We start from the raw sequence: 25,220 nt of genomic DNA on the forward strand, positions 1-25,220 counted from the left end.
CATCAGAGACCCGCCCCTGGGCCTATGATTTCAGGCATAGATCTTCGGGAGACTCTCGACTCGTTCGTCGAGATCGGGCCGGGCTACCTCAGCTTTGCCCGCCCACCTCGGCCGACACCGCCGATCAGGTTGGACAGCGGACCATGGAGACACGATGAGCACGGCCACGAGGACGAGCACGCAGCCATCTGCACTGCACGTTGCCGACAGCCACGATGTGATCCGCGTGCACGGCGCGCGCGAGAACAACCTCACCGACGTCAGCGTCGAGATCCCGAAGCGTCGGCTGACGGTGTTCACCGGCGTCTCCGGCTCGGGCAAGTCGTCGCTGGTGTTCGGCACGATCGCGGCGGAGTCGCAGCGAATGATCAACGAGACCTACAGCGCCTTCGTACAGGGCTTCATGCCGACGCTGGCGCGGCCCGAGGTCGACGTACTGGACGGGCTGACGACCGCGATCATCGTCGACCAGGAGCGGATGGGCGCCGACGCCCGTTCCACGGTCGGTACCGCCACCGACACAGGTACGATGCTGCGCATCCTGTTCAGTCGGCTCGGGCAGCCGCACATCGGCTCGCCGCAGGCCTTTTCCTTCAACGTCGCCTCGATCAGCGGAGCGGGTGCGGTCACGCTCGAGCGCGGCGGGAAGACCGTGAAGGAGCGGCGCAGCTTCGACATCACCGGCGGCATGTGTCCACGCTGCGAGGGCATGGGCAGCGTGACCGACTTCGATCCGTCGCAGCTGTACGACGACTCCAAGTCGCTCGCCGAGGGCGCGCTCACCATCCCCGGCTACAGCATGGACGGCTGGTACGGCCGCATCTTCCGCGGCTGCGGCTTCCTCGACCCGGACAAGCCGATCCGCGACTACACCGAGACCGAGCTCGACGACCTGCTCCACAAGGAACCGACCAGGATCAAGGTCGATAACGTCAACGTGACGTACGAGGGTCTGATCCCCAAGATCCGGAAGTCGTTCCTGTCCAAGGACCGGGAGGCGATGCAGCCGCACATCCGGGCGTTCGTGGACCGGGCGATCACCTTCACCGCGTGCCCCGAGTGCGGCGGTACCCGGCTGTCCGAAGCGGCACGGTCGTCGAAGATCAACGGGGTCAACATCGCCGAGGCCTGCGCGATGCAGATCAGCGACCTCGCCGAATGGGTCCGCGGCGTCGACGAGCCGTCGGTGGCACCGCTGCTGGCGGCGCTGGGGCAGACCCTCGACTCGTTCGTCGAGATCGGGCTGGGCTACCTCAGCCTCGACCGGCCCTCGGGCACGCTCTCCGGCGGCGAGGCGCAGCGCACCAAGATGATCCGCCACCTCGGTTCGTCGCTGACCGACGTGACCTACGTCTTCGACGAGCCCACCATCGGCCTGCACCCCCATGACATCCAGCGGATGAACAACCTGCTGCTGCGGCTGCGGGACAAGGGCAACACGGTGCTGGTCGTGGAGCACAAGCCGGAGACGATCGCGATCGCCGACCACGTCGTCGACCTCGGCCCCGGCGCCGGTACGGCGGGCGGCACCGTCTGCTTCGAGGGCACCGCCGAGGGGCTGCGGGCAGGCGGCACCATCACCGGCCGCCATCTCGACGACCGGGCCGCCCTCAAGGAGACGGTGCGGACGCCCACCGGCACGCTGGAGATCCGCGGTGCGACGGCGCACAACCTGGCCGACGTCGACGTCGACGTCCCGCTCGGCGTGCTGTGCGTGGTCACCGGCGTGGCCGGCTCCGGCAAGAGCTCGCTCATCCAGGGCTCGCTGTGTCAACAGTCGGGGGCCACCGACGCCGGTGTGGTCTCGGTGGACCAGGCGGCGATCCGCGGGTCACGACGCAGCAACCCGGCGACCTACACCGGACTGCTCGACCCGATCCGCAAGGCGTTCGCGAAGGCCAACGGCGTCAAACCGGGGCTGTTCAGCGCCAATTCCGCCGGCGCCTGCCCCGGCTGCAACGGCGCCGGTGTCATCTACACCGACCTGGCGATGATGGCAGGCGTCGCCACCACCTGCGAGGAGTGCGAGGGGAAGCGGTTCCAGGAATCGGTATTGAAATATCGACTCGGCGGCAAGGACACCGGCAAGGACATCAGCGAGGTGCTCGCGATGTCGGTGACCGAGGCCGAGGAGTTCTTCGGCTCCGGCGAAGCGCGTACACCGGCCGCGCACGCCATCCTCGACCGGCTCGCCGACGTCGGGCTCGGCTACCTCCGCCTCGGCCAGCCGCTGACCACGCTGTCCGGCGGCGAGCGCCAGCGGCTCAAGCTGGCCACGCACCTGGGCGAGAAAGGCGGCGTCCACGTGCTCGACGAGCCGACCACCGGCCTGCACCTCGCCGACATCGAGCAGCTGCTCGGCCTGCTCGACCGACTCGTCGACTCCGGCAAGTCGGTCATCGTCATCGAGCACCACCAAGCGGTCATGGCACACGCCGACCGAATCATCGACCTCGGCCCCGGCGCAGGCCACGACGGCGGCCGGATCGTCTTCGAGGGCACACCCGCCGACCTCGTCGCCGCCCGCTCCACCCTCACCGGCGAGCACCTCGCGGCCTACGTCGGCACCTGAGGTGCAGCCCCCGCGAACACCGCAGAAAGCCTCAGAGCCCGTCTTGGAACTTGGTCAGGTGGTCCCTGCTCAGGCTGATCATCCGAGCGAAAGAGCCAGATCAAAGACAGGCACTCAGTCGTACGACCGGGGATCGGCTACCGGAACAGTTCCACACACCTCCTGGACGGTTGGTGGCGGTGTTGCGGCGCACCGTCCGGGAAAACGGCAAATTCCACCCCCGGTACGGAAGGCACCGATCACACGAAAGTCGGTTGCCGATCACGCCGAAGTCGATGATCATCCATCGGTCACACCAGTGATCGATCGGAGACGTGATGTTCACCTCACGGCGCAGAATCGCGGCGATCACGGCCGCCGCGGGGCTCCTGCTCACACCGGCGGTCCAGTCCACCGTCTCGGCAGCCGAAGCTCCGGTCCCATCCGGGCCGGTCATGACTCAGGGAAACCAGAGCGAACAGGGCAAAGCGGTCTACGCGGTGCCGAACACCGACAACCACTCGCGCACCGACATCATCCGCAGCGGCGCTCTGATCCTGTCGGTGCACAGCGGCACCGCCACCGTCGAGGCGACCCCGCAGCAGGCCGAACGACTGCGCAGGGCCGGTTTCGAGCTACGCGACAAGCGGAACGTGGCCGACATGCTCCCGCGGGTGGGCAAAAACGGGTTCGCTTCGGGCTTCCCGCCGCAGGACCGCGATTACCACACCTACACCGAGACGGTCGCCGAACTCGACAAGGCAGCCGCCGAGCACGCCGATCTCGCCCGGAAGTCCAGCGTGGGCAGTTCCGCCGAGGGCAGGGACATCCCCGTCCTCAAGATCAGCGACAACGTCACCGAGGACGAGAACGAGCCCGAGGTTCTGTTCACCTGCAACCAGCACGCCCGGGAGCACCTCACCACCGAGATGTGCCTGCACATCGTGCAGCGCTACACCGACGGGTACTCCACCGACCCCGCGATCGCGGAGATGGTCGACACCCGCGAGATCTGGGTCGTGCCCATGGTGAATCCGGACGGCTCCGTCTACGACGTCGCGGGCTTCGGCTACCGGGGATGGCGGCGCAACCGCGAGTCCACGCCCACCGACCTCAACCGCAACTGGGGTTACCAGTGGGGCTGCTGCGGTGGCTCCAGCGGTGACCCGAACGCATCGACCTACCGTGGTCCCGCGCCCTTCTCGGCTCCGGAGACCTCGGCGATCCGGGACTTCACCGACTCCCGCGTCATCGGCGGCGAGCAGCAGATCGAAGCACACATCGACTTCCACACCTTCTCGGAGCTGGTGCTCTGGCCGTACGGCTACACCGAGAACAACACCGCACCGGGCATGACGCAGCAGCAGTACGACCGGTTCGCCCGCATCGGCCGGGCAATGGCCGCGTCGAACGGCTACACACCACAGCAGTCCAGTGATCTCTACGTCACCGACGGCAGCATCAACGACTGGATGTGGGCCGAGCACGGCATCCTGTCGTTCACGTTCGAGATGTACCCGGGCAGCGGCGGCATCGAGGGCTTCTATCCTCCGGACGAGGTCATCGATCGCGAGACCGCACGCAACGACGAGGCCGTGTCCATCCTGCTCCGGGAAGCAGGCGCCTGAAGGATCGTTTCGGTCGGGGTGGGGCAATTTCATGAATCCCATGAAATTGCCCCACCCCGCTCGCTCAGCCGAGCAGGAACACGATCACTCCGACCAGGATGCCGACCACGACCACGATCGCGGCGGTCAGCAAAAACCACCGCACATGGGGACTTTCTTCCCGGATCTCCGATCGAGCCCGCTCACGCCACTGCACAAAGGTGGTGTTTTCGCTCATGAGGATTCTCCATTGCCGATCATGCGTGCCCGATCACCTCGGTCGGGGCGTGACCGGGCACGGACGGACGCGGGTCAGCGTCCCATACGTGCTCCTGACACAAACGAATGACACGGCTTGCCCACCGTTCGAGAAGCATCTCGTCGTGGCTGATCGCAAGGACACCCGTGTCTCCGTCGCGGACCTGCTCGTCGACAACCCGTACGAGCGCGGCGGTCGTGGAGGCGTCCAGCATCGCGGTCATCTCGTCGCAGATGAGGTAGCGAGGCCGCACGACCAGAGCTCTACCCAGGCAGGCACGCTGCAACTGGCCATCGCTGACCTCGTGCGGCCGGCGATGCAACAGCTCGTCGCTCACCCCGATCCGCTCGGCCAACTCGGCGACACGATCGGTGGCCTCGCCGGAGCGGCCGAGGGCATACAGTGGCTCGGCGATGATCTGCCACAGCGTGAAGCGCGGATCGACCGCCTGACGTGGCTGCTGGAACACGAGACCGATCTTCGTGCGCTGCTCGCGTGGAGCAGCATGCCGGAATCCGGTGACGGCGACACCGTCCACGCTCACCCGTCCGGCCCACGGCTGCTGCAGCAGGCTCAGCACCCGAGCCAGTGTCGATTTCCCGCACCCGCTGGGGCCGGCAAGTCCCACGACACCTCCCGGCGGCACTTCCACATCCACGCCGTCGAGTACCGGGGCGTTCTTGCGGTACCCGGCCACCAGGCCGCTACCGCTCAGCATGGCGCGTGCGCGGCGATCCAGCGGTCGCCGTGGTGGACCGGTTCCGGATCACCCGTGCAGGCGGCGAAGCCCGGCACATCCGGGCAGCGTTGGCAGAACACGCAACCCCACTTCCGTTCGAGTCGTTCCAGATCGGTCAAGGCGGGCGGATGGCCGGGGATCGGCTCGAACCCACCTTCCGGCAGGGCTTTCAGCAATCCGGCGGTGTAGGGGTGCCACGGATCGTCGAAGATGTCCGCGGCCGGCCCGGTCTCCACGATCCGGCTCGCGTACATCACCGCCACATCGGTGGCCACCCGCCGGGCCGCTGCCAGATCGTGGGTGATCAGCAACACCGTCCTGCCCTGAGCAGCGGCGTCACCGAGCAGGTCCATGGTCCGGTCGACCAGGGGGCGATCCAGCCCGGTGGTGGGCTCGTCGGCGAGGAGCAGCGGCGGATCACCGGCGAGGGCGAGCGCCATCGCGACACGCTGTGCCATGCCGCCGGAGAGTTCGTGCGGGTACCGATCGAGCTGCTCGGGCCGCAGCCCGACCCATTCCGCCAGCTCGTCGCTCGTTCCTGCGTCGGTACTCGACCGCAGCGCCCGGATCGTCTCGGCGAGTTGAGCGCGCGCGGTGCGTACCGGCGTCATGTGCGTGCCCGCCGATTGCGGCACCAGGCCGACGAGTCGCCCGCGTACTCGCCGGGCGAGAACGGACTCGGGGGCCGAAAGCAGCTCCACCGAGTCCTCCGCTCCCACGGTTCGATCCCGATGCAGCAGTGCGCGCCCACGCACCTGTGCATTGGCGGGCAGCAGGCCGAGCAGTGCCGAGGCCAGTACGGACTTACCGCATCCGGACTCGCCCACCAGGGCCAGGATCCGCCCGGGCCGCAGAGTCAGCGAGGCGTCGGTGACGGCACGCACCTCGGCCCTTCCTCGTCGACGCCCCAGCAGGAAACGCACCGAGAGGCGATCCAACTCCAGCAGCGGTTCCGTGCGCGGGGAGCTTGCCGTCGACACGGTTTCGCTCACGGTTGCGTTCACGGTCTCACTCACAGCGCCAACTCCGATCGTCGTCGGGGTACGACTCTGTCGCGCCAGCTCGCGGCGATGCCCGAGACAGCCAGTGTCGTGGCCACCAGCAGCAGTGACGGAAACAGGATGATCCACCACGCACCGAGCAGGACGGCCGCGCGTCCGTCGCCGAGAATGGTGCCGATGCTGGCCATGTGCGGAGGCAGCCCGAGACCGAGGAAGCTCAACGTCGTCTCGTGGAACACCGCGTGCGGGATGAGCAGCACCGCCGACAGCGCCGCCTGCGGCACGATCGCAGGGAGCAGGTGTCGGCGCAGTACACGCCATCTGCTCGCACCACCGGAGATCGCCGCGTCGATGTACGGACGCTGCCGCAGCGAGAGCACCTCGGAGCGCACGATGCGGGCGACGGTGGCCCAGTGCGTCAGGGCGATCGAGAGCATCACGGCAAGCAGACTGCCCCGGTACAGCGCCACGATGACGATGCCCAGCAGCAGGTGCGGCACGGCGTTGATGGTGTCGACCGCACGCATCAGCAGCCGGTCGCCCCACCCGCCCAACGCGCCTGCGACCGCCCCCACGGCGGAACCGAGCACCGTGGACACGAGCGCGCTGACCGCGGCCACCAGCAGGGAAACCCGCAGTCCGGCCAGGGAGCGCACGAGCAGGTCCCGCCCGGCCGTGTCGGTGCCGAACGGGTGGGCCGGGCTCGGCGGCAACCGGATCGCCGCGTAGCGCACCAGGCCCTCGCCGTCGAACAGCGCGGGCACGATCAGTGCCGCCAGCGCCAGTACCGTCAGCGTGCCGAGCGATCCCCACAGGCGCGCTCGCGCGCGCACGTCGGCCGCACGACCGCGCGGGGTCCCGGCCCGACTGCGTGCGGCATCACGCCATTGCTCGGAAGCCCGACTCGGTGTGGTCGGTACGGTCTCGCCCCGGTCAACCATCGGCACTCACCCTCGGGTCGAGGAGCACGGCGGCGACATCGGCCAACAACGAGCCCAGCAACACGGCGACAGTGGCCATCAGCGTCAGCACCGCCAGCAACGGGTAGTCCACCGACTTGGCAGCCGTGACCACGGCAGCGGCCAGCCCCGGCCAGGAGAAGATCTCCTCCACAAGGACGGTACCGGTGACCAGTTCCGGAATGCGCGCGCCGATCAGCGTCACGAACGGCAGCAACGCCGTCGGCAACGCGTGCCGCAGCACGACGACCCGCTCACTCAGTCCCCGCGATCTCGCCCCGGTGACGTGGTCTTCGGCCAGCGAACTCAACATCGACTGCCGCACGTGCAGGACCAGCCACGGGGACTGCGACACACCGAGGACCAACGCGGGCAGGGCCAGATGCTCGGCGACCTGACCGAAGCTCAGCGCGCTGCCCGCGTCGGTGAGCCCGGCCACCGGCAGCCACCCCAACCCCAGGGAGAACACCGCAATCGACAACAGTGCCAGGACGAACGGAGGAACCCCCTCCAGCGCGTGTCCGATGGCGGTGATGAACCGGTCGAACCAGCCGCCCTGCCGCCAGGCGGCGACCGTGCCCGCGGCCAACGCGATCACCACCGCGAGGGCCAGCCCCGTCACCGCCAGCAGCAGTGTCCACGGCAACCGCTCGGCCACCACCTGCGCGACGGGTTGCCGCATGGACCGGGATACCCCCAGATCGCCGGAGAGCACTCCGAACAGCCAGTCCCGGAACTGCACCAGCACCGGATCGTCCAGACCGAGTTGCTCGCGGACACGCGCCACGTCCTCGGCGGAAGCGTTGAAGATCTGCACGCCGTAGTACTGGTGGATCGGGTCGAACGGCGAAGCCGCCGCGAGCAGGAACACGCCGAACGAGACGATTCCCAGGACGGGAACGGCGAAAGCGAGCCTGCGCCCGACCAGACGCCCCACCGCCGATGCGCGCGAGGGGGTGCGGGCGACCGTCTTCGCTGCCACGCTCACCGCGCCGGTTTCCAGTCCTCGACGTTCCACCACGGTCCCCAGGTGGTGCCGTGCGTGTGCGGTTCCACGACCGGCTCGTAGCCGGTCCAGACGCCGGTGCGCAGCACATAGCTGTGGTCGATGAAGGCCAGGTAGACCAGCCCCGGATCGGCCACGAAGGCCTTCTGGGCCTGTTTGTAGAACCGGGCGCGCTCGGCGGGATCGAGGGCCCGCCGTCCGCCGTCGAGTGCCTCGTCCACCCGCGCGTTGCGGTATCGGGCCGGATTGTTGTACGTACCGGTGCCGATCACCGAGGAGTGCAGGCCGGAATACATCTGCAGGTCGGGATCCAGCGGATTGCCACTCCCGAGCACGATGGCGTCGGTGCCGATGCGCTCCGCTGCCGCCGTGCGGTCCACTCCGGCTATCCGTACCTCCACACCGACGGCCGCCGCGTCCGAGGCGAAGGCGCGAGCGAGCTGCTTGCGCAGGCTGTCGTCGGCGAAGTACATGAGCGTGAACCGTGCTCGCTGACCACCGCGTCGGCGAACCCCGTCGGAGCCGGGGCGCCATCCCGCATCGTCCAGGATCCGCTCGGCCCGTTGCCGGTCGAAATCGAATCGCGCGGTGGGCTCGTGGAACCGCTCCATCGACGGCGGCATCGGCGTATAGGCGGGTTTGCCGTGGCCACCCAGCAACGCCTGGAGCATGCCCTCGCGGTTGGCCGCATGGTTCAGCGCCATCCTGATCGCGGGATCTCCGGTGACCGGATGCTCGCTGGGCAGGGTGATGCTGCGGTAGTCGGCGGTCCGGTGATGCACGGTGCGGTATCCGTTCCCACCGAGGCGGTCGGCCAGCAGCGGCGGCAGCACGGTGCCGTCGAACTCGCCCGCCTGCACCCGTTGAGCACGGGTGTTGTCGTCGGTGGCGAAGACCACCGTGATCCTGCCGATACGGGGCTTTCCGTCCCAGTGGTCCGGGTTGCCTTCCCAGACCATCCGCTCACCCTGGCGCCACTCGACGAGCCGATACGGGCCGGTGCCGACCGGTGCGGTATTGAGCTCGGAGTCCGTCAGGGGAGCGGGTTCGGCCAGCTTTTCCTTCGGCACGATGCCGAGCACCATCCTGGCGGGCCACGGCGCGTAGGGGATGTTGAGGTCGAAGCGCACGGTGTGCGCGTCAACGGCCGTGACGTCGGCGAGCATGGCGTAGTCGGAGCTGACCGTGGAAGCGTACGCCGGATCGATGGCCGCCCGGTAGGTGGCCACCACGTCTTCGGCATCGAAGGGAGTCCCGTCGTGGAAAGTGACTCCGCGCCGGAGTTTGACCGTCCAGCTCCGTGCATCCGGTGTGGACTGCGGTGGCTCGGCGGCCAGCGCGGGCAGCAGTGATCCGTTGCCGTCGAAGGACATCAGCCCGTCGTAGAACTTCGCCGCCCCCGCGTGGGCATAACCCAGCAGCGGGTTGAGGCTGTCCGGTTCGTAGCCGTCGGCGAGCAGCATCGATCCGGGATCGTTGCCGCGGTCCCGGGTCGGCGTCGAGCAACCGGCCAGCGCCAGCGTGGCCAGGGACGTGGTCATCAGCGTACGACGATTGATCACGGACCGAGCTTAAACACTGATGCAATTTACTGGCAACAACCATTCGACTGTGAGATTTTCCCGACTCCGGTGTTGCTCGCCCGCGTGTACGGTCTCGGGCAGGATGGCGGCGTGGCCGGAGAGCCGTGGATCAGGCAGCGGCTCCGGCCGGAATGGAGGTTTCGCGTGCGGATCGCGCTGTGTCAGATCGTGTCGACCCCGGACCCGGAGGCGAATCTGGAGCTGGTCGCAGGCGGTGTGCGCCGGGCTGCCGAAGCCGGTGCCGAACTCGCGGTGTTTCCGGAAGCCACGATGGCCTGCTTCGGCGTGCCGCTCGGCCCGCTCGCCCAGCCACTGGACGGTCCCTGGGCAGGCGAAGTGCGGCGATTGGCCGCGGATGCGGGGATCACCGTCATCGCGGGCATGTTCACCCCCACCTCCGACGGGCGCGTCACGAACACGATGCTGGTCACCGGACCGGCACTCGACACGCACTATGACAAGATCCACCTTTACGACGCCTTCGGATTCACCGAATCCCGGACCGTCGCCGCGGGCGAGCAGCCGCTGACCGCCGAGCTGGGTGGCACCACGATCGGCGTCACCACCTGCTATGACATCCGCTTTCCCGGGTTGTACACGACCCTGGCCGAGCAGGGCGCCTCGATCATCGTCATTCCGGCCTCGTGGGGCGCGGGCGAGGGCAAGCGCGAGCAGTGGGAACTGCTGGTGCGGGCTCGCGCGCTGGACTCGACATCCTGGATCGTGGCCTGTGGCCAGGCCGACCCGCGCAGCGTGGACCGGGAGCCGAGCAGCAAGGCGCCGACCGGCATCGGTTACAGCACCGTGGCCACCCCGCTCGGTGTGCTCCACGAGCAGTTGGCCGACTCACCCGACGTTCTCGTCGTCGACCTCGACCCGGCGGAAGCCGAGCAGGCCCGCCGCACCCTGCCCGTCCTGGCCAACCGACGGTTCTGAAGCGACCCCACTGCTTGCATGTCGCGTCGGTTCTCGACAAAATTGCGCGCCCTGTCCCCTGGGGAGGGAGTTAAAGTCCAAGAGGAAAACTTCAATCCCCACCGAGGTCAACCGGACAGGTGCTACATGTCCAAACCGATATCGAGGCCGGGTGCGGAATGGGTCAGGCCGCCGACGGCGAGATAGTGCACTCCGGTTTCGGCGTAGGCGCGCGCCACCTCGAGGGACAGTCCGCCCGATGCCTCGAGCTCGGTTCGCGGCGAGGTCTCGGTCGTGCGCCGAACAGCCGCCGCACACCCTTCCGGGGTGAAGTTGTCCAGCAGTACCGATTCCGCGCCCTCGGCGAGCACTTCCGCCAGTTCGTCCAGGGTGGACACTTCGACTTCCAGTGGCAGGTCCGGAGCATGCTTCCGGCAGGCACGTAGTGCCGCTGCCACCGAACCGGCAGCGACCACGTGGTTGTCCTTGATGAGCACCGCGTCGCCGAGTCCCAGGCGGTGGTTGACCCCACCGCCGCAGCGCACCGCGTACTTCTGCAGCAGGCGCAGTCCCGGCAACGTCTTGCGGCTGTCCCGGATTCGGCATCCGGTACCGTCCACTGCCGTCACCCACGCAGCGGTCGCCGTGGCGATACCGGACAGGTGGCACAGCAGGTTCAGCGCCGTGCGCTCGGCGGTGAGCAACCCGCGCACGGGCGCACGCAGGCGCAGCACCTCCGTATCGGGCTCCACTCCGTCACCGTCGGCCCGCACGGAGACGATCTCGTAGCCGTCGACACCGAGCACCTCGTCCAGCACGAGCAGCACCAGCGGCAACCCGGCGAGAACGCCCGCATGGCGGGTGTTGAAAGCGGCATCGGCGACGGAGTCGGCGGGCACGGTCGCCTCCGTGGTGGCATCCGCGCCGTACCGCAGGTCCTCGGCGAGCGCGGCACGCACCAGCGCCTGCGTTTCGGCCGGATCCAGATCCGCCGCGACCAGGTTGCTCACCGTGGCCTCGGACAGTGTCACGCTGCTCTCCCCCACTCCTCGGCGTCGGTGCGGATCAGCCACCCGGACACGTCCAGGCGCAGCACGATACTGCGTTGCCAGTGCGCATCGTCGGTGTCCGGGAAATCGGGACGGCGGTGACATCCCCGCGATTCGGTACGGATATCCGCCGCAGCCAGTACTGCCTGTGCCGTCAACGTCAGCGCCGAATCCTCCACGGCCTGGCGAGTCTCAAGCGGACGAACCACGCTCGCGCGGTCCAGTTCCGCCGAGGCGGTCGCCATGCCCGCGGCCGTGCGTCCGATGCCCGCGTACCGGCTCATCGTGCGCTGCAGCAGGTCACGATCGGTGACCGCGGCAGCGGGAACGACGGCTGCCCCCGCACCGGCCGCTGAACGCGGGAGGGTGCCACTGCGCAGGTCTCGCGCCACGGCCTCCGCCGCTCGCGCACCGACGACCAGCCCCTCCAGCAAGCTGTTCGAGGCGAGCCGGTTGGCACCGTGCAAACCGGTGCAGGCCGTCTCACCCGCCGCATACAGCCCGGAAACCGTCGTCCGACCTTCTACAGTGGACACCACGCCACCGCAGGAGTAGTGCGCCGCGGTCGTCACCGGGATCGGTTCCCGGACCGGATCCACTCCGGCGGCACGGCACGCCGCATACACGGTCGGGAATCGATCCGCGAAGCCGGCGCCGAGTACGGTGGCATCCAGGTAGACACAGTCGCCACCCGTTCCGGTGGCCCCGGTCTCGGTGAGCTGCCGGTTGATGGCAGCCGAGACGACGTCCCTGGGCGCGAGATCCTCCAGCGGATGCTGCCCGGCCATCACACGCCGCCCCTCGGCGTCGATCAGCACGGCACCCTCGCCGCGCACCGCCTCGGTGATCAGCGGGCGTCTTCCTCGCGCGCCATCCGGCGTGTACAGCGCTGTGGGATGGAACTGGACGAACTCCAGATCGGCGACCGACGCCCCCGCCCGCAGTGCCAGTGCGACACCGTCGGCCGTGGCCACCTCGGGGTTGGTGGTCGCACCGTAGAGCTGTCCGAGCCCACCGGTGGCCAGCAGCACGGCCGGGGCGTGCACCACACCGGGCCGCCCGTCCGCGTCGAGCACCAGCGCACCGGCCAGGGCACCGCTGTCGCCGTGCACCAGCTCCACCACGCAGTGCTGCTCCAGCACCGGCACGCCACCGTCGGCAGCGGCGGTCCCGAGCGCGCGCTGCACCTCGGATCCGGTCGCATCCCCGCCCGCGTGGATCACCCGGAAGGCACTGTGGCCACCCTCCCTGGTGCGGGCGAGCACGCCGTCGGTTGCAGTGTCGAAGCGCGCCCCGGCAGCGCGCAGGCGGCTGACGGCGTCGGCACCGTCGCCGAGGATCGCGCGCACGGCCGCTCGCGAGCACAGTCCCGCGCCCGCCTCGAGCGTGTCCCGCACATGCCGGTGCACACTGTCGCCCTCGTCGTGCTCGTCCGGGCGCACCACGGCGACACCGCCCTGTGCCCAGCCGGTGCTGCCCGCAGGCGCCACGTCCTTGGTCACGACCAGAACCCGCAGTCCCCGTTCGCGCGCCCGGAGCGCGGCCGTGAGCCCGGCGACTCCGGTGCCGACGACGACCAGGTCCGCCGCGGCCTCCCAGCTCATTCGCCGCCCCCCGGCCTGCCGATGGTCACCATCCGCTCGACCGCTCCGCGCCCGCGTTCGGCGACCTCGGCGGGCACGTCGACCTCGTCGGCACCCTCACGCAGGCAGCGCAGCAGCGCTGCCGGAGTGATCATCTTCATGTACCGGCAGGAAGCGCGGTCGTTGACCGCTTGGAAGTCGATCTCCGGGGCGGCATTGCGAAGTTGGTGCAGCATGCCGACCTCGGTGGCCACCAGCACGGAATGCGGACCGTTCTGCTGCGCTGCGCTTTCCCGTGCCGCGTCGAGCATCCCGCCGGTGGACAGGATCTTGACCCGATCCTCCGGCAGGTTGCCATCCCCGGCCAGGTACAGCGCCGATGTCGCACATCCGCATTCCGGGTGGATGAACAGATCCGCCTCGGGGTTCGCCGCGGCCCTGTCGGCCAGTTCGGGGCCGTTGATCCCGGCGTGCACATGGCACTCTCCGGCCCAGATGTGCAGGTTCTCGCGGCCGGTCTCACGCTTGACATGCGCACCGAGAAATTGGTCCGGGCAAAACAGCACGTCCTGCTCGGCCGGGATCGAGCGCACCACGTCCACCGCGTTGGAAGAGGTGCAGCAGATGTCCGTTTCCGCTTTGACCTCGGCGGTCGTGTTCACATAGGACACGACCGTGGGCGCGGGCCTGCCCGCCTCGGTGAAGGTAGCCTTCCACTCGCGCAGCTGCTCGGCGGTGATGGAATCGGCCAGCGAGCACCCGGCACGCTCGTCGGGGATGAGCACGGTCTTGTCCGGACTGAGGATCTTGGCGGTTTCGGCCATGAAGTGCACGCCGCAGAACACGATCGTGCTCGCCGCACTGCTCGCGGCGATCCGGCTCAACGCCAGCGAGTCGCCGGTGTGGTCGGCGACATCCTGGATTTCGGGAAGCTGATAGTTGTGTGCGAGCAGTACGGCGTCGCGCTCCTCGGCCAGACGCCGGATCTCCCTGCTCCACTCGGCATCCGCCTGGACCCCGACATAGCCCGCTTCGGTCCGCTCCACGGTGCCGATACCCGCCCCTGCGGACAGGTTCTCCGTGGTAGCGGCAGCTCTGGCGGCCATCTCGTCCTCCTCACCGAAAGTCGCCGACCGGGTGCCGGCGAGTTCCGATTCACTCCCGCCTGCCGCGACCGGGTCGCTTCCTCCGGGAGGGTTCACCTCGTGGTTGTCGTTCTCCGGTTTTTCGTTCGCCGGTTTTCGCCTTAGAATCGAAAACGTGGTTCATCCTAACACGCAGCCCGGCACCGACCACGGCGACGCCGGTCACGAAGTCCTCGCGGGCGTACTGCAGATCCGCAACGAGCGGCTTCAGGTGCTGCTGTGGCAGCGAGCGCAGGGGCCGCACCGGTATCGCTGGGCACTGCCCGGAGGAAGACTCGCCGCCACCGAGGATGTCGAGGCATCGATCCGGCGCCAACTCGCCGAGAAGGTCGATGTCCAGGAACTGACCCACGTCGAACAGCTCTCCGTGTTCAGCGCTCCCGAGCGCGTTCCCGGCCGCCGGATCGTGGCCACCGCGTTCCTCGGCCTCGTTCCCTCCAACACCGACCCCGAAATTCCGGCGGACACCCAGTGGCAGCCGGTCGGGCACTTACCGGCGACAGCTTTCGACCACGAGTCGATCGTGCTCGCCGCCCGGGATCGCCTGCGCGCCAAGCTGTCCTACACCAACATCGGTTTCGCCCTGGCTCCTGCCGAGTTCACCCTCTCCGAACTTCGCGGTATCTACTCCGCGGCCCTGGACTACCGAGTGGCCGCTACCAACCTGCAACGGGTGCTCTCCCGGCGTGGCGCCCTCCAGGCCACCGGCCGGACGGTGTCCGCGGGCCCCAGCGGAGGCAGGCCGCCAGCGCTGTTCCGGTTCACCTCCCGTGATCTGCAGATCACCGACCCGTTCGCGGTACTGCGGCCACCGCTGCATTGATCGACCCGTTGGCCAGGACACGGCAACCGCACGTAACTTGGACGCGTGATTGAGACGATCCCGTTGTTCCCGCTGGGTACGGTCCTGCTTCCCGGCAGCGCACTGTCGCTGCACATCTTCGAGGCGCGGTACCGCCAGCTCGTGGTCGATCTCGCCAAAGAAGTGGTACCCGACCACCGGTTCGGCGTGATCGGCATCAAGCAGGGCTGGGAGGTCGGCCCGGACAACGTCGAGTCGATGCACGACATCGGCTGCTCGGTGGTGCTGGATGACATACACCAGCTCCCCGAAGGACGCTACGACATCTCCGGGACGGGAGAGCACCGCTTCCGGTTGCTGCAAATCGACACCGAAGCCGCCCCGTATCTGATGGCCCGCGTCGAATGGCTCGCCGACACCGAGCCCGAACAGGACTCCGAACGTCTCCGGGATCGGCTCGCCGCGTCCGCCCGCGCGGCACACGAGCGCTACCACAGCACCGGCCTGCGCAGCGAAGGACACGAGGCTCCGCCGGATGTCGGGGCCGACGAGCTGGCCTACGTCCTGGCCGAGGACTGCGTGCTCAGCAGCGAGGACCGGCAGAACCTGCTCGCCGAAACCGACCCTGTGGCCCGGTTGCGAATGGTGCGCAAGCTCCTTCTCCGCGAAGCCGAGCTCCTGCGGGAACTGCGGGCGGTCCCGGCTCCGCTGGCCGAGTTCGCCCAGCACGCCAGCGAGAACTAGCGCGTATCCGATTCCTTGGTGGGTTGAAGTTTTCCCCGAAACTCCAACCCTCTCCCCACGACCGAGACCGTGATCGCAGCGTCACTGGTTACGATCATGGTCATGTCGTCACCCGGAGGGCCCGGCAACTGGGGTCAGTACCACCACGGATCCGAGCAGTACTACGACCCGATCACCGGGCAGCCCATCAACCCGAACACCCCGGCGGGCTACACCGGGTACCCCACGGGGCAGAAGCACCCCGAGGAACAGCCCCACCCTCCGGGTTCGTCCGGCACGCAGTACCAGGGTTTCGGGGTGTTCGAACAGACCCGTCCACAGCAGCCCCGCCCCAGCATCGTCACCGGCTACCCACAGCCCGAGCCCGCACACAAAAACCGCGCCCCGCTGATCGCGGGGATCGTCGCCGCGGCGGTCATGGTGGTCGCCATCGTCGTCACCACCACCATCGTCGTAGCAGGCGATGGCGATGGCTCCGGGAATATGGCGGCCCCGGCAACCTCCACCACCACGACCCGCGAAGCCCTCCCACCCACGGCACCGACACCGTCGGCGCCGCTCTCGGCCACCGCCCCCGCTTCCAAGACCGAGAACGTGCGCAAACCGGTGGCCCCGGTGGTGGACGGCTGGCAGGGCATGGCCCTGCTCGAATTCGGGATCGCCTACGACATCCCACCGGGCTGGGAGCCGGAAACCGGCTCGCTCAGTGGCTTCGAGGACGGCTCCGAGAAGGTGACGATGAGTGGCTACTCCTCCTACAAGCGGGACTTCTGTCCCGAGGAGGATCTATCGTTCCGGGCTCGCGTGGGGTTGACCGGTTCGGACAGCCCGGACCCCGCCACAGCAGCCAACAATGCCTTCCGGAAGTGGGCCCGGATGGGCTGGGGTACCGCGGCGGGAGAGCTTCCCCGGCTCACGAGGAACCCCGCCAAGTCGGTCACTCTCGACGGCGGCCGGGTCGACGCGACGATCTTCTCCGGGACCATCATTCCCGCCGAGCCCGGACCGTGTAGCCCGCCCAGCGTGTTCGTCAGCATCCTGGCCATCGGCGGTAACGACGGCAGCGATGCCGCACTGATGATCGGTATCGCCGATCAGGGCGTGCCCGGTGCCGTCCCGCCCGCCGATATCAACCGCAGCCTCACGTCCGTGCGCTGGCTGGACTGAGACAACCGAGCCACACTGATTCCCGGAGTTCCGAGAGCTCGTTCACCTCCACGGCAAGCTTGTACGCCGTGGAGGTGATGTATTCCCGCGGTCGGTACACATCGCCGTTGGGCAGCGGGCTCACCACTGTCAGCTTCTGCGGCCGAGGTCGTCGAGGCTGTTCCAGGAGGCGGCCAGACCGTAGACCAAGGCCACCGCCAGCGGTTGACACACCACCGCCGTGAGGTTGCTCAGCTTCGGTGCCACCACGACAACATCTCCGGCCTGCGGATTCTCGGGCATCGGGTAGGCACCGGCCGCGAGCACCACGCCCAGCCGCATACCCAGCCACGCCGCGAGCAACGACCCGAGCACCGCCCCGATGAGCGCCAATGGCCCTCGCCGCCCACGCAACATCCACAGCGCGGCACCGGTCAACACTCCGGTCGCCGAACTCAGCAGCAGAAAGATCGCCAAGGCGTCGAAACGGTGATAGCTCTCCACCAGAACCGGCACCAACTCGCCGCCGCCGGCCACCACGCTCTCCTGGGGTGGAGCCAGCAGCGACCACAGCCCGCCCAGCGGCACGCCGAGCAGGGACACCAGCAACAACACGCCGAGCGCGGGCAACAGAGCGGCCTTGACCACCACCCGGGAAGTCTGGACCCGCGGCGGCCGAACCGCAGGGGAGTCATCCTGCGGCTCTGCGGGTGGTACTCGCATCGGCATCGCACGCGTACCCTGCGCCTCGACCGGTCCTTGCGGCACCCGTGGCCTCCTCACACACTCGGCTGGCTTCCGCACGAGTACCCTAGCGCTCCCGGCATCGGCCACGGCGGCCATCGGCGAGTGTGTACGCCCACACTCGCCGAGCAGCGCAGACGGCGGCGATCCTCTCGTCGTACGAGGCGCCCCGATCCGCGTGGACTATGCTGCGCCGACCGGAGTTGTTTCCCATCGCCGAAGGACGAGCACAGTGGCGGGAATCTTGCCCCTCCCCACACTGACCGGACCGGACAGGACCGATGAGCCGGACCACGAGTCACCCACCAGACTGTCGCTGCGCCATACGGTGATCGAACTGCTGCTGGGCTCCGTCTTCGCAGCCGTGCTCGGGCTGGCTCTGCAGTCCGCGATCACACGGATCGGTATCGGCGAGCCCAGTTACGCCCCCGAAGCCCTCGCGGCGGTCGGCAGCGCACTCGTTCTCACGCTGCTGTTCCTCCTGGCGGCCTTCGAACAGCCCCACCACCGAGTGCCACGAACGCTGCGCCTGGTGGGAACCTGGATGGCGCTGACGGCGTTCAGCACACTGGCTCTGGCACTGCCCTTGCAGTCCACCCGCTTCTACTTCGGCGGCTCCGAAGCCGACAACGCCTTCCGGATGCAATACATGACCCGGATGGCTTCCTCGCCGGCGCTGGCCGACATGAACTACGCCGACATCGCGCCGTACTACCCCAGTGGCTGGTTCTGGCTCGGTGGGCGCTTCGCCGACCTGATCGGCTGGGAAGGCTGGGCCGCCTACAAACCGTATGCGTTGGCCTGGATTGCGGTGACCGGCGTGGTCGCCTTCACGCTGTGGAGTGTGGTCCTGCGGCGCAGGATCGCCGTACTGGTGGCGCTGGCCACCAGCCTGGCGGGCATGTTGCACGGCATCATGGAACCCTACGCATGGCCGTCGGCGGCGTGGTTGCCTCCCGTTGCCGTACTCGCCTGGCGCGCGTTGCGCCGTGAGCAAGCCGCGCCTCGGACGCTGCTCGGTATCGGCTGTTTCGTCGGGTTCGCCTCGATCACGTACACCCTGCACTTCGGCTTCAGCGTCCTGCTGATCGTCACCATGGCGGTGCTCATCGGGATCCTCCGGGTTCGCGAGGGCAGTTCCGTCGGCTCGACCATCAAACGGCTGCTCCTGCGACTGCTGCCGATCGGCGTGCTCAGTGGTGCGATCTCACTGATCGTATGGCTGCCGTTTCTTCTTTCGGGCGGCCTGTTCCACCGCAGTGCCGCCCAGCACTACCTGCCCGAGAACAGTGCTTTCCTCCCCCTGCCGATGACCGAGGCGAACGCGTTCGGCGTGCTGTGCTTGGCAGGTCTCGTCTGGCTGTTGCTGCGTTGCCGCAGCAACCACATCGCTGCCGCACTGCTCACGGTGGTGGTGTCCGTCTACTGCTGGTTCGCCCTGTCCACGCTCGCCCTCATCGCCGAGACGACCCTGCTGGCATTCCGGCTCAACGTGATCCTCGATGTGGTTCTGGCCACGAGCGGGGTGCTCGGCCTGTGGGGACTGATCGGCTACCTACGACGCACCCTCGACACCCGCCATGCCTTCCGGATCACCGGCGTGGCATGCACACTCGGACTTCTCGGAGCCATCACGATCACCCAGTCGGCGATCGGCGACTCACTGAAGACCCCCCTCACGAACGCCTACGAGGACTACTACCCCACAGGCACCAATGCGAAGGGCCGACAGGACCCCAGCGCGCCGAACGCCCATCTGGACGAACTCATCACCACGATCGGGACTCTGACCGGACGCAAGCCACAGGAAAACATCCTGCTCACCACGAATTACACGGTGCTGTCCTTCAAGCCGTACTGGAGCTTCCAGCAGGAGACACCGCACTATGCCAACCCACTGGCCCATTACCGGCAGCGAGCAGCCACGATCCGGAAGTGGGCCGAAGCCGACAGCTCCCGGGAACTGCTACGGCGGCTCGACCGCAGCGAATTTCCACCGCCGAACGTGTTCGTCCTCCGGCACGAGAGGAAGCAGGAGAGCCGGGACACGACGTCGGGAAGCGAGTCCTCGAAACCGCCTCTCGGCGAGGACACACTCGCTCTGACGCTGAACGCCGACGCGTTCCCGCAGCAGCCGAACGTGCGCAACTACACCGTGTACTTCGACGCGGAGGTGTTCGACTCCCCTGCCTTCGTACAGCGCGAGGTCGGCCCCTACACCGTCATCGCCCTGCGGTGACGGTGTAGGGGCCGGGTGGCCGGTACATTTCTCGCGAAATGTACCGGCCACCCGGCCGGCTCACCCCAGCCGCACCGGCAGGGTCTCCAGCCCCCGCATCAGAGTGCTGAAGCGCCACTGGACGTCGTCGGCGGCGACAGCCGAGGACAGGTTCGGGAACCGCTCGATCAATCGGCGCATGGCGATCTGCCCCTCCAGCCGGGCCAGCGGCGCACCGACGCAGAAGTGGATACCGTGCCCGAAAGCCAGGTGTCCGGTGGTGGAACGGTCCGGGTCGAACTCCTGCGCTCGGGGATACTTGTCCTCGTCCCGGTTGGCCGAACTCAGCGATACGAGGACGAGTTCACCCTCCGGAATCTCCACGTCCCCCAGCCTCACGGTTTCGGCGGTGAAGCGCAGTGTGGCCAGGTTGACCGGCCCGTCGTAGCGCAGGGTTTCCTCGATCACGGCGGGCACCTGCTCGAGGTCGGCCCGCACCGCCGCGAACTGCTCGGGGTTGCGCAGCAGCGCGAGCACGCCGTTGCCGATCAGGTTCACCGTCGTCTCGTGCCCGGCGACCAGGAGGACGAACACCATACTGATCAGCTCTTGCTCACTGAGCCGGTCGGCGTCCTCGCTTGCCTCGATCAGACCCGTGATCAGGTCCTCCGCCGGTTGCCTGCGTTTCTGCTCGATCAGTTCGATGAGGTAGGCGGCCATTGCTCCCGCTGCCTGCTGGGCCGCATCGGGGTCGCTGCCCACCAGCGTGTTCGACCACGTACGGAACTCGTCTCTGCGATCTTCGGGGATTCCCAGCAGCTCACAGATGACCCGGATCGGCAGTGGGAACGCGAACGCATCGAGCAGATCCACCTCGGAACGATCGGCCATGTCGTCGAGCAGCTCCGCGGTGATCTCCTCGATCCGAGGTCGCAATGCCTCCACCCGGCGAGGGGTGAACGCCTTCATCACCAACTTGCGCAGGCGGGTGTGGTCCGGCGGATCCATATTGAGCATGTGTGCCTGAATCGAGTCGGCGAACTCCGGCCGTGACTGGCCCGGCTGGACTTGGCTGTCCAGCAAGCCCCGCATCCGCTGGAAATCCTTGCTGAACCTGGGATCCGCCAGTGCCATCTTGGCCTCGGCGTAGCGGGTCACCACCCATACCGGCATTCCGGCCACGGTGACGACCCGCTGCGCGGGAGCGTCGGCGCGCATTTGCGCATACCGCACGTGCGGATCCTGCACGAAATCGTTGTCGAGGACGGGGACTTCGGCGTGCGAGTGATGCTCGGTGATGGACATGCCGGCCTTTCGGGATCGCCAAACAAGCTGCCATCTCCAGTGAACACCGTTTATCGCCAACTGTCATCCCGACGCTGAAAGAACCCTCGTCCGAGCAACAACACCGGCGATCACCTCGCGAGGGTCACACTGCGTCGAAGCAGCCCGCGCCGAGCAGCCCCTTCAGTTCTCCTTGCAGGCCGTTGTCGGTGGAGACGAAGTAGTCGCTGGACAACGCCAGGCGGGTGATGCCCCGGGGACCCTGCACCTTGACGTGCACGGGCACGGTCCCGGAATGCGCCTGCAGGGTGCGCTTGAGCTCGGTCACCAAGGGCCGGTCCACCTTGCTGACCGGAACCTTGATGACGAACGCCGGGCTGGCCCCGGGATCGGTCTCCGCCGTGGAGATGTCCACCGGCACCGCATCCGAGGCGAACACGCTGATCGCCCCCTCCCGCTCGTTGATGCGGCCCTTGACGGCGATCGCGGTGTCCTCGACCAGGCAGTCGGAGAACATCTCGTAGGACTTCGGGAAGAACAGCACCTCGACACTGGCATCGAGGTCCTCCAGACTCACGATCGCCCACGGGTGGCCGTTCTTGTTGATCCGCCGCTGGATACCGGAGATCATGCCCGCGATCTTGACCTGCGGATCCTTGCCGTCCTTACCGCCACCGTCGGAACGGTCCCCACCGACCAGTTCCGCGATCCCGGTGTCCTGGTACGGCGCCAGCAGCCGCTCGGCACCGTCCAGCGGGTGCGCCGAGACGTAGAGGCCCAGCATCTCGCGTTCGTAGGACAGCAGCTGCTTACGCGGCCATTCCTGCGAGGTGAACGTCAGGTGCGCCAACGGCGAGGCTTCCGCGCTGCTCTGTTCGGACGGGTCCGATCCGAACAGGTCGAACTGACCGAGCGCCTCCTGCCGCTTGAGTCCGATGACCGCGTCCACCGCCGCCTCGTGGTGCTGGGTCAGCGCCATCCGGGTATGCCCGAGCGAGTCGAAGGCACCGGCCTTGATCAGCGACTCGATGACCCGCTTGTTGCAGGCGGTCGTCTCGGACTTGTCCAGAAAGTCCGTGAACGAGGCGTATCGACCCTTCTCCTCGCGCACCTTGCAGATCGAGGACACCACGTTCGAACCGACATTGCGCACGGCAGTCAAACCGAAGCGGACGTCGGAACCGACCGGGGTGAAGGTGTCCCGCGAGTCGTTGACATCCGGAGACAGGACCCGGATGCCCATCCGGCGGCATTCGCTGAGGTAGACCGCCATCTTGTCCTTGTTGTCGCCGTTGGCGGTCAGCAGTGCGGCCATGTACTCGGCCGGGTAGTTCGCCTTGAGATAGGCGGTCCAGTAGGCCACCAGCGCGTAACCGGCGGCGTGGGACTTGTTGAACGCGTACCCGGCGAAGGGCAGCACCGTGGTCCACAGCGCGTTGATGGCCTCCTCGGTGTAGCCGTTGTTGACCATCCCCCGGTGGAACCTCTCGAACTCCTCGTCGAGAACTTCCTTCTTCTTCTTGCCCATCGCACGGCGCAGCATGTCGGCCTGCCCCATGCTGTAGTCGGCCACCTTCTGCGCGATGGCCATGATCTGCTCCTGGTAGACGATCAGGCCGTAGGTCTCGGCGAGGATGTCGCGCAGCGGCTCCTCCAGCTCCGGATGGATCGGCTCGACGGGCTTGCGGCCGTTCTTGCGGTCGGCGTAGTCGAGGTGCGCGTTGACCTCCATCGGACCCGGCCGGTAGAGGGCATTGGCGGCCACGATGTCGGTGAACTCGGTCGGCCGCAGGCGTTTGAGCAGCTCGCGCATGCCGCCACCCTCGAGCTGGAACACGCCCAGGCTCTCCCCGCGCGCCAGCAGTGAGTAGGTGTTGGGGTCGTCCAGCGCGAGGGTGGACAGGTCGATCTCGAGGTCGTGGTTGGTGCGGACCGACTGCAGGGCGTCACCGAGAATCGTCAGGTTCGACAATCCCAGGAAATCCATCTTGAGCAGACCGATGGCCTCACAGCTCGGGTAATCCCAACCGGTGATCACCGAACCGTCGTCACGCATCCACAGCGGCACCGTCCCCATCAGCGGTTGGGAGGACAGGATGACCGCACACGCATGCACGCCCGCGTTGCGGATCAGGCCTTCCAATCCCCGGGCGGTGTCGAAGATCTGCGAGACGGACTGGTCGGACTCGATGAGGCCACGCACCTCGGCGGCCTCTGCGTAGCGCTCGTGCTCGGGGTCGGTGATGCCGGACAGCGGAATGTCCTTGGCCGCGACCGGTGCGGGCAGAGCCTTGGAGATCTTGTCGGCGATGGCGAAACCGGGCTGGCCGTGGTGCACGCGCGCGGCGTCCTTGATCGCGGCCTTGGTCTTGATCTTGCCGAAGGTGATGACCTGAGCGACCTTGTCCTTGCCGTACTTGTCGATGGCGTATTGCAGCACCTCGTCGCGGCGGCGGTCGTCGAAGTCGAGGTCGATGTCCGGCGGCGAGTCGCGCTCGGGATTGAGGAAGCGCTCGAAGATCAACCCGTGCGCGATCGGGTCGAGGTTGGTGATGTGCAGGACGTAGGCCAGCAGCGATCCCGCCGCCGAGCCACGACCGGGGCCGACGTGAATGCCCTGCGACTTCGCCCACCGGGTGACGTCGCCGACGACGAGGAAGTACGCGCAGTAGCCCTTGGTGTCCAGCACGTCGATCTCGAGCTTGATCCGCTCCTGGTACTCCTCGGTGACGCCGTCCGGGAAGCGACTGGGCAGGTAGTGCTCAACCTCCTCTTCCAGCGCGTCACGCTCGGTCTTGCCGTGCTCGACCGTCACACGCGGCATCCGGTCCTGAAACGACCACACGTCCTCGTAGGGCTCGATCATGTCGGCCACCAGCAGCGTGTTGTCGGCCGCACCGGGGACCTCGGCATCCCAGTAGTCGCGCATCTCCTGGGCGGACTTGAGGTAATAGCCACTGCCGTTGAGCTGGAAGCGGTCCTCGTCGTTGAGGGTCTTACCGGACTGCACGCACAGCAGCGCGTCGTGGGACTCGGCCTGATCGGCGGTGACGTAGTGGCTGTCGTTGGTGGCCAGCGGCTTGAGGCCGAGTTCCTTGCCGATCTTGAGCAGGTCCTCGCGGACGAACTGCTCGATCCGCAGACCGTGGTCCATCAGCTCCAGGAAGAAGTTCTCCTGCCCGAAGATGTCACGGTAGTCCGACGCGGCCTGCAACGCCTCGCGGTACTGCCGCAGACGCAGCCGGGTCTGCACCTCACCGGAAGGACACCCGGTGGTGGCGATGATGCCCTCGGCGTACTCGGAGATCAGCTCCCGGTCCAGCCTCGGTTTGCGGTAAGTACCTTCGAAGCTGGCACGGCTGGACAGGGTGAACAGATTGCGCAGACCGGTGCCGTTACGAGCCAGCATCGTCATGTGGGTGTAGGCGCCCGCACCCGAGACGTCACCGCCCTCGCCGTACTCGTCGGTGGTGCGCTGCTTCGACTCCCCCCAGAACACCGGCTTCTTGTGGTAGCGGCTGTACGGCGCGACATATGCCTCGATGCCGATGATCGGTTTGATGCCCGTCTTCTTAGCCTGCTGGTAGAACTCGTCGGCACCGAACATGTTGCCGTGGTCGGTCATGCCCACGGCGGGCATCTCGAGTCGCTGGGCCTCGGTGAACAGGGCACCGACCTTCGCCGCACCGTCCAACATCGAGTACTCGGTGTGCACGTGCAGGTGAACGAAGGAATCAGCAGGCACGATTGAGGTCTCCCTTCCGAGAGCGGGGCAGCGCTCGCATTCACGATGTGGCAGCCGACGCGGATCGACACATGCTCTCGGGAGTGCATACCGGACAACGTGAGTTCCGGCAGCGCGGTTCCGGCAACGTGGATTCCGGC

At 67.5% G+C, this 25,220-nt stretch carries 19 protein-coding genes; 7 read left to right on the plus strand and 12 right to left on the minus strand.

The genetic code is table 11. The features are described 5' to 3' along the window. The first annotated feature begins 154 nt into the window (after positions 1-154). Together JOF55_RS03495 and JOF55_RS03500 are read left to right on the plus strand one after the other, a co-directional pair. Positions 155-2,572, plus strand: a complete 2,418-nt coding sequence (locus JOF55_RS03495) for an ATP-binding cassette domain-containing protein (protein WP_310269465.1) — start codon at positions 155-157, stop codon at positions 2,570-2,572. Between the two features lie 317 nt (positions 2,573-2,889). Further along, positions 2,890-4,179, plus strand: coding sequence for a M14 family metallopeptidase (locus tag JOF55_RS03500; RefSeq protein WP_310269468.1), 1,290 nt, complete (start codon positions 2,890-2,892; stop codon positions 4,177-4,179). 64 nt (positions 4,180-4,243) lie between these two features. Here JOF55_RS03500 and JOF55_RS03505 read toward each other — a convergent pair whose 3' ends face one another. Genes JOF55_RS03505 through JOF55_RS03530 form a run of 6 tightly spaced genes read right to left on the minus strand, consistent with a single transcriptional unit; the run spans position 4,244 to position 9,663 of the window. After that, on the minus strand, positions 4,244-4,396 hold the full coding sequence (locus JOF55_RS03505; protein WP_310269471.1) for a hypothetical protein: 153 nt from the start codon (positions 4,394-4,396) through the stop codon (positions 4,244-4,246). 19 nt (positions 4,397-4,415) lie between these two features. Beyond that, positions 4,416-5,135 carry an ABC transporter ATP-binding protein gene (locus JOF55_RS03510; RefSeq protein WP_310269474.1) on the minus strand — a complete coding sequence of 240 codons (720 nt, stop codon included), beginning with the start codon at positions 5,133-5,135 and terminating at the stop codon, positions 4,416-4,418. Next, entirely contained in the window at positions 5,129-6,148 is a 1,020-nt protein-coding gene (locus JOF55_RS03515; protein WP_310269477.1) for an ABC transporter ATP-binding protein, read from the minus strand. The genes JOF55_RS03510 and JOF55_RS03515 overlap by 7 nt, the downstream gene beginning before the upstream one ends. Before the next feature lie 20 nt (positions 6,149-6,168). Then, on the minus strand, positions 6,169-7,098 hold the full coding sequence (locus JOF55_RS03520; protein WP_310269480.1) for an ABC transporter permease: 930 nt from the start codon (positions 7,096-7,098) through the stop codon (positions 6,169-6,171). Then, positions 7,091-8,104 (minus strand): ABC transporter permease, encoded by a 1,014-nt coding sequence (locus JOF55_RS03525; protein ID WP_310269484.1) that lies wholly within the window; start codon positions 8,102-8,104, stop codon positions 7,091-7,093. The genes JOF55_RS03520 and JOF55_RS03525 overlap by 8 nt, the downstream gene beginning before the upstream one ends. Continuing rightward, entirely contained in the window at positions 8,101-9,663 is a 1,563-nt protein-coding gene (locus JOF55_RS03530; protein WP_374727375.1) for an ABC transporter substrate-binding protein, read from the minus strand. Before JOF55_RS03530 ends, JOF55_RS03525 begins: the two co-directional genes overlap by 4 nt. A gap of 186 nt (positions 9,664-9,849) precedes the next feature. Between JOF55_RS03530 and JOF55_RS03535 the strand changes: the two genes are divergently transcribed. Then, positions 9,850-10,641 (plus strand): carbon-nitrogen hydrolase family protein, encoded by a 792-nt coding sequence (locus JOF55_RS03535; protein ID WP_310269490.1) that lies wholly within the window; start codon positions 9,850-9,852, stop codon positions 10,639-10,641. Positions 10,642-10,763: 122 nt separating this feature from the next. Here JOF55_RS03535 and nadC read toward each other — a convergent pair whose 3' ends face one another. Genes nadC through nadA form a run of 3 tightly spaced genes read right to left on the minus strand, consistent with a single transcriptional unit; the run spans position 10,764 to position 14,358 of the window. Continuing rightward, positions 10,764-11,621 carry a carboxylating nicotinate-nucleotide diphosphorylase gene (gene nadC / locus JOF55_RS03540; RefSeq protein WP_374727376.1) on the minus strand — a complete coding sequence of 286 codons (858 nt, stop codon included), beginning with the start codon at positions 11,619-11,621 and terminating at the stop codon, positions 10,764-10,766. Positions 11,622-11,647: 26 nt separating this feature from the next. Next, positions 11,648-13,273 carry an L-aspartate oxidase gene (locus tag JOF55_RS03545; RefSeq protein ID WP_310269496.1) on the minus strand — a complete coding sequence of 542 codons (1,626 nt, stop codon included), beginning with the start codon at positions 13,271-13,273 and terminating at the stop codon, positions 11,648-11,650. Beyond that, positions 13,270-14,358: a quinolinate synthase NadA gene (nadA, locus tag JOF55_RS03550; protein ID WP_310269499.1), complete on the minus strand. Its 1,089-nt coding sequence runs from the start codon at positions 14,356-14,358 to the stop codon at positions 13,270-13,272. The genes JOF55_RS03545 and nadA overlap by 4 nt, the downstream gene beginning before the upstream one ends. 154 nt (positions 14,359-14,512) lie before the next feature. Between nadA and JOF55_RS03555 the strand changes: the two genes are divergently transcribed. The 3 genes from JOF55_RS03555 to JOF55_RS03565 all read left to right on the plus strand — a co-directional run bounded on the left by JOF55_RS03555 (position 14,513) and on the right by JOF55_RS03565 (position 17,110). Beyond that, positions 14,513-15,220 carry an NUDIX hydrolase gene (locus JOF55_RS03555; RefSeq protein WP_310269502.1) on the plus strand — a complete coding sequence of 236 codons (708 nt, stop codon included), beginning with the start codon at positions 14,513-14,515 and terminating at the stop codon, positions 15,218-15,220. Between the two features lie 45 nt (positions 15,221-15,265). Continuing rightward, positions 15,266-15,943, plus strand: a complete 678-nt coding sequence (locus tag JOF55_RS03560; RefSeq protein WP_310269504.1) for an LON peptidase substrate-binding domain-containing protein — start codon at positions 15,266-15,268, stop codon at positions 15,941-15,943. A gap of 102 nt (positions 15,944-16,045) precedes the next feature. After that, positions 16,046-17,110 carry a DUF8017 domain-containing protein gene (locus tag JOF55_RS03565; protein ID WP_310269507.1) on the plus strand — a complete coding sequence of 355 codons (1,065 nt, stop codon included), beginning with the start codon at positions 16,046-16,048 and terminating at the stop codon, positions 17,108-17,110. Positions 17,111-17,239: 129 nt separating this feature from the next. Here the strand turns inward: JOF55_RS03565 and JOF55_RS03570 are convergent, their stop codons facing one another. Continuing rightward, entirely contained in the window at positions 17,240-17,857 is a 618-nt protein-coding gene (locus tag JOF55_RS03570; RefSeq protein WP_310269510.1) for a DUF2567 domain-containing protein, read from the minus strand. A 208-nt stretch (positions 17,858-18,065) separates the two neighbouring features. On the opposite strand from JOF55_RS03570, the gene JOF55_RS03575 reads away from it, so the two are divergent. Continuing rightward, the gene (locus JOF55_RS03575; protein WP_310269512.1) at positions 18,066-20,072 is read left to right on the plus strand and encodes an arabinofuranosyltransferase; all 2,007 of its coding nucleotides are present in this window, start codon (positions 18,066-18,068) and stop codon (positions 20,070-20,072) included. 60 nt (positions 20,073-20,132) lie between these two features. On the opposite strand, the gene JOF55_RS03580 is transcribed toward JOF55_RS03575, so the two are convergent. After that, positions 20,133-21,356: a cytochrome P450 family protein gene (locus tag JOF55_RS03580; RefSeq protein ID WP_310269515.1), complete on the minus strand. Its 1,224-nt coding sequence runs from the start codon at positions 21,354-21,356 to the stop codon at positions 20,133-20,135. Between the two features lie 124 nt (positions 21,357-21,480). Then, positions 21,481-25,080 carry a DNA polymerase III subunit alpha gene (gene dnaE, locus JOF55_RS03585; RefSeq protein WP_310269518.1) on the minus strand — a complete coding sequence of 1,200 codons (3,600 nt, stop codon included), beginning with the start codon at positions 25,078-25,080 and terminating at the stop codon, positions 21,481-21,483. Between the last annotated feature and the right edge of the window lie 140 nt (positions 25,081-25,220).

It is taken from the genome of Haloactinomyces albus (assembly GCF_031458135.1).
GTDB classification, from domain to species: Bacteria; Actinomycetota; Actinomycetes; order Mycobacteriales; family Pseudonocardiaceae; genus Haloactinomyces; species Haloactinomyces albus.

Excerpts from the sequence above, each read along its gene's own strand:
- JOF55_RS03495 (WP_310269465.1), top strand. The coding sequence starts at position 155 with ATGAGCACGGCCACGAGGACGAGCACGCAGCCATCTGCACTGCACGTT.
- JOF55_RS03500 (WP_310269468.1), top strand. The coding sequence starts at position 2,890 with ATGTTCACCTCACGGCGCAGAATCGCGGCGATCACGGCCGCCGCGGGG.
- JOF55_RS03505 (WP_310269471.1), bottom strand. The coding sequence starts at position 4,396 with ATGAGCGAAAACACCACCTTTGTGCAGTGGCGTGAGCGGGCTCGATCG.
- JOF55_RS03510 (WP_310269474.1), bottom strand. The coding sequence starts at position 5,135 with ATGCTGAGCGGTAGCGGCCTGGTGGCCGGGTACCGCAAGAACGCCCCG.
- JOF55_RS03520 (WP_310269480.1), bottom strand. The coding sequence starts at position 7,098 with ATGGTTGACCGGGGCGAGACCGTACCGACCACACCGAGTCGGGCTTCC.
- JOF55_RS03530 (WP_374727375.1), bottom strand. The coding sequence starts at position 9,663 with ATGACCACGTCCCTGGCCACGCTGGCGCTGGCCGGTTGCTCGACGCCG.
- JOF55_RS03545 (WP_310269496.1), bottom strand. The coding sequence starts at position 13,273 with ATGAGCTGGGAGGCCGCGGCGGACCTGGTCGTCGTCGGCACCGGAGTC.
- nadA (WP_310269499.1), bottom strand. The coding sequence starts at position 14,358 with ATGGCCGCCAGAGCTGCCGCTACCACGGAGAACCTGTCCGCAGGGGCG.
- JOF55_RS03565 (WP_310269507.1), top strand. The coding sequence starts at position 16,046 with ATGTCGTCACCCGGAGGGCCCGGCAACTGGGGTCAGTACCACCACGGA.
- JOF55_RS03580 (WP_310269515.1), bottom strand. The coding sequence starts at position 21,356 with ATGTCCATCACCGAGCATCACTCGCACGCCGAAGTCCCCGTCCTCGAC.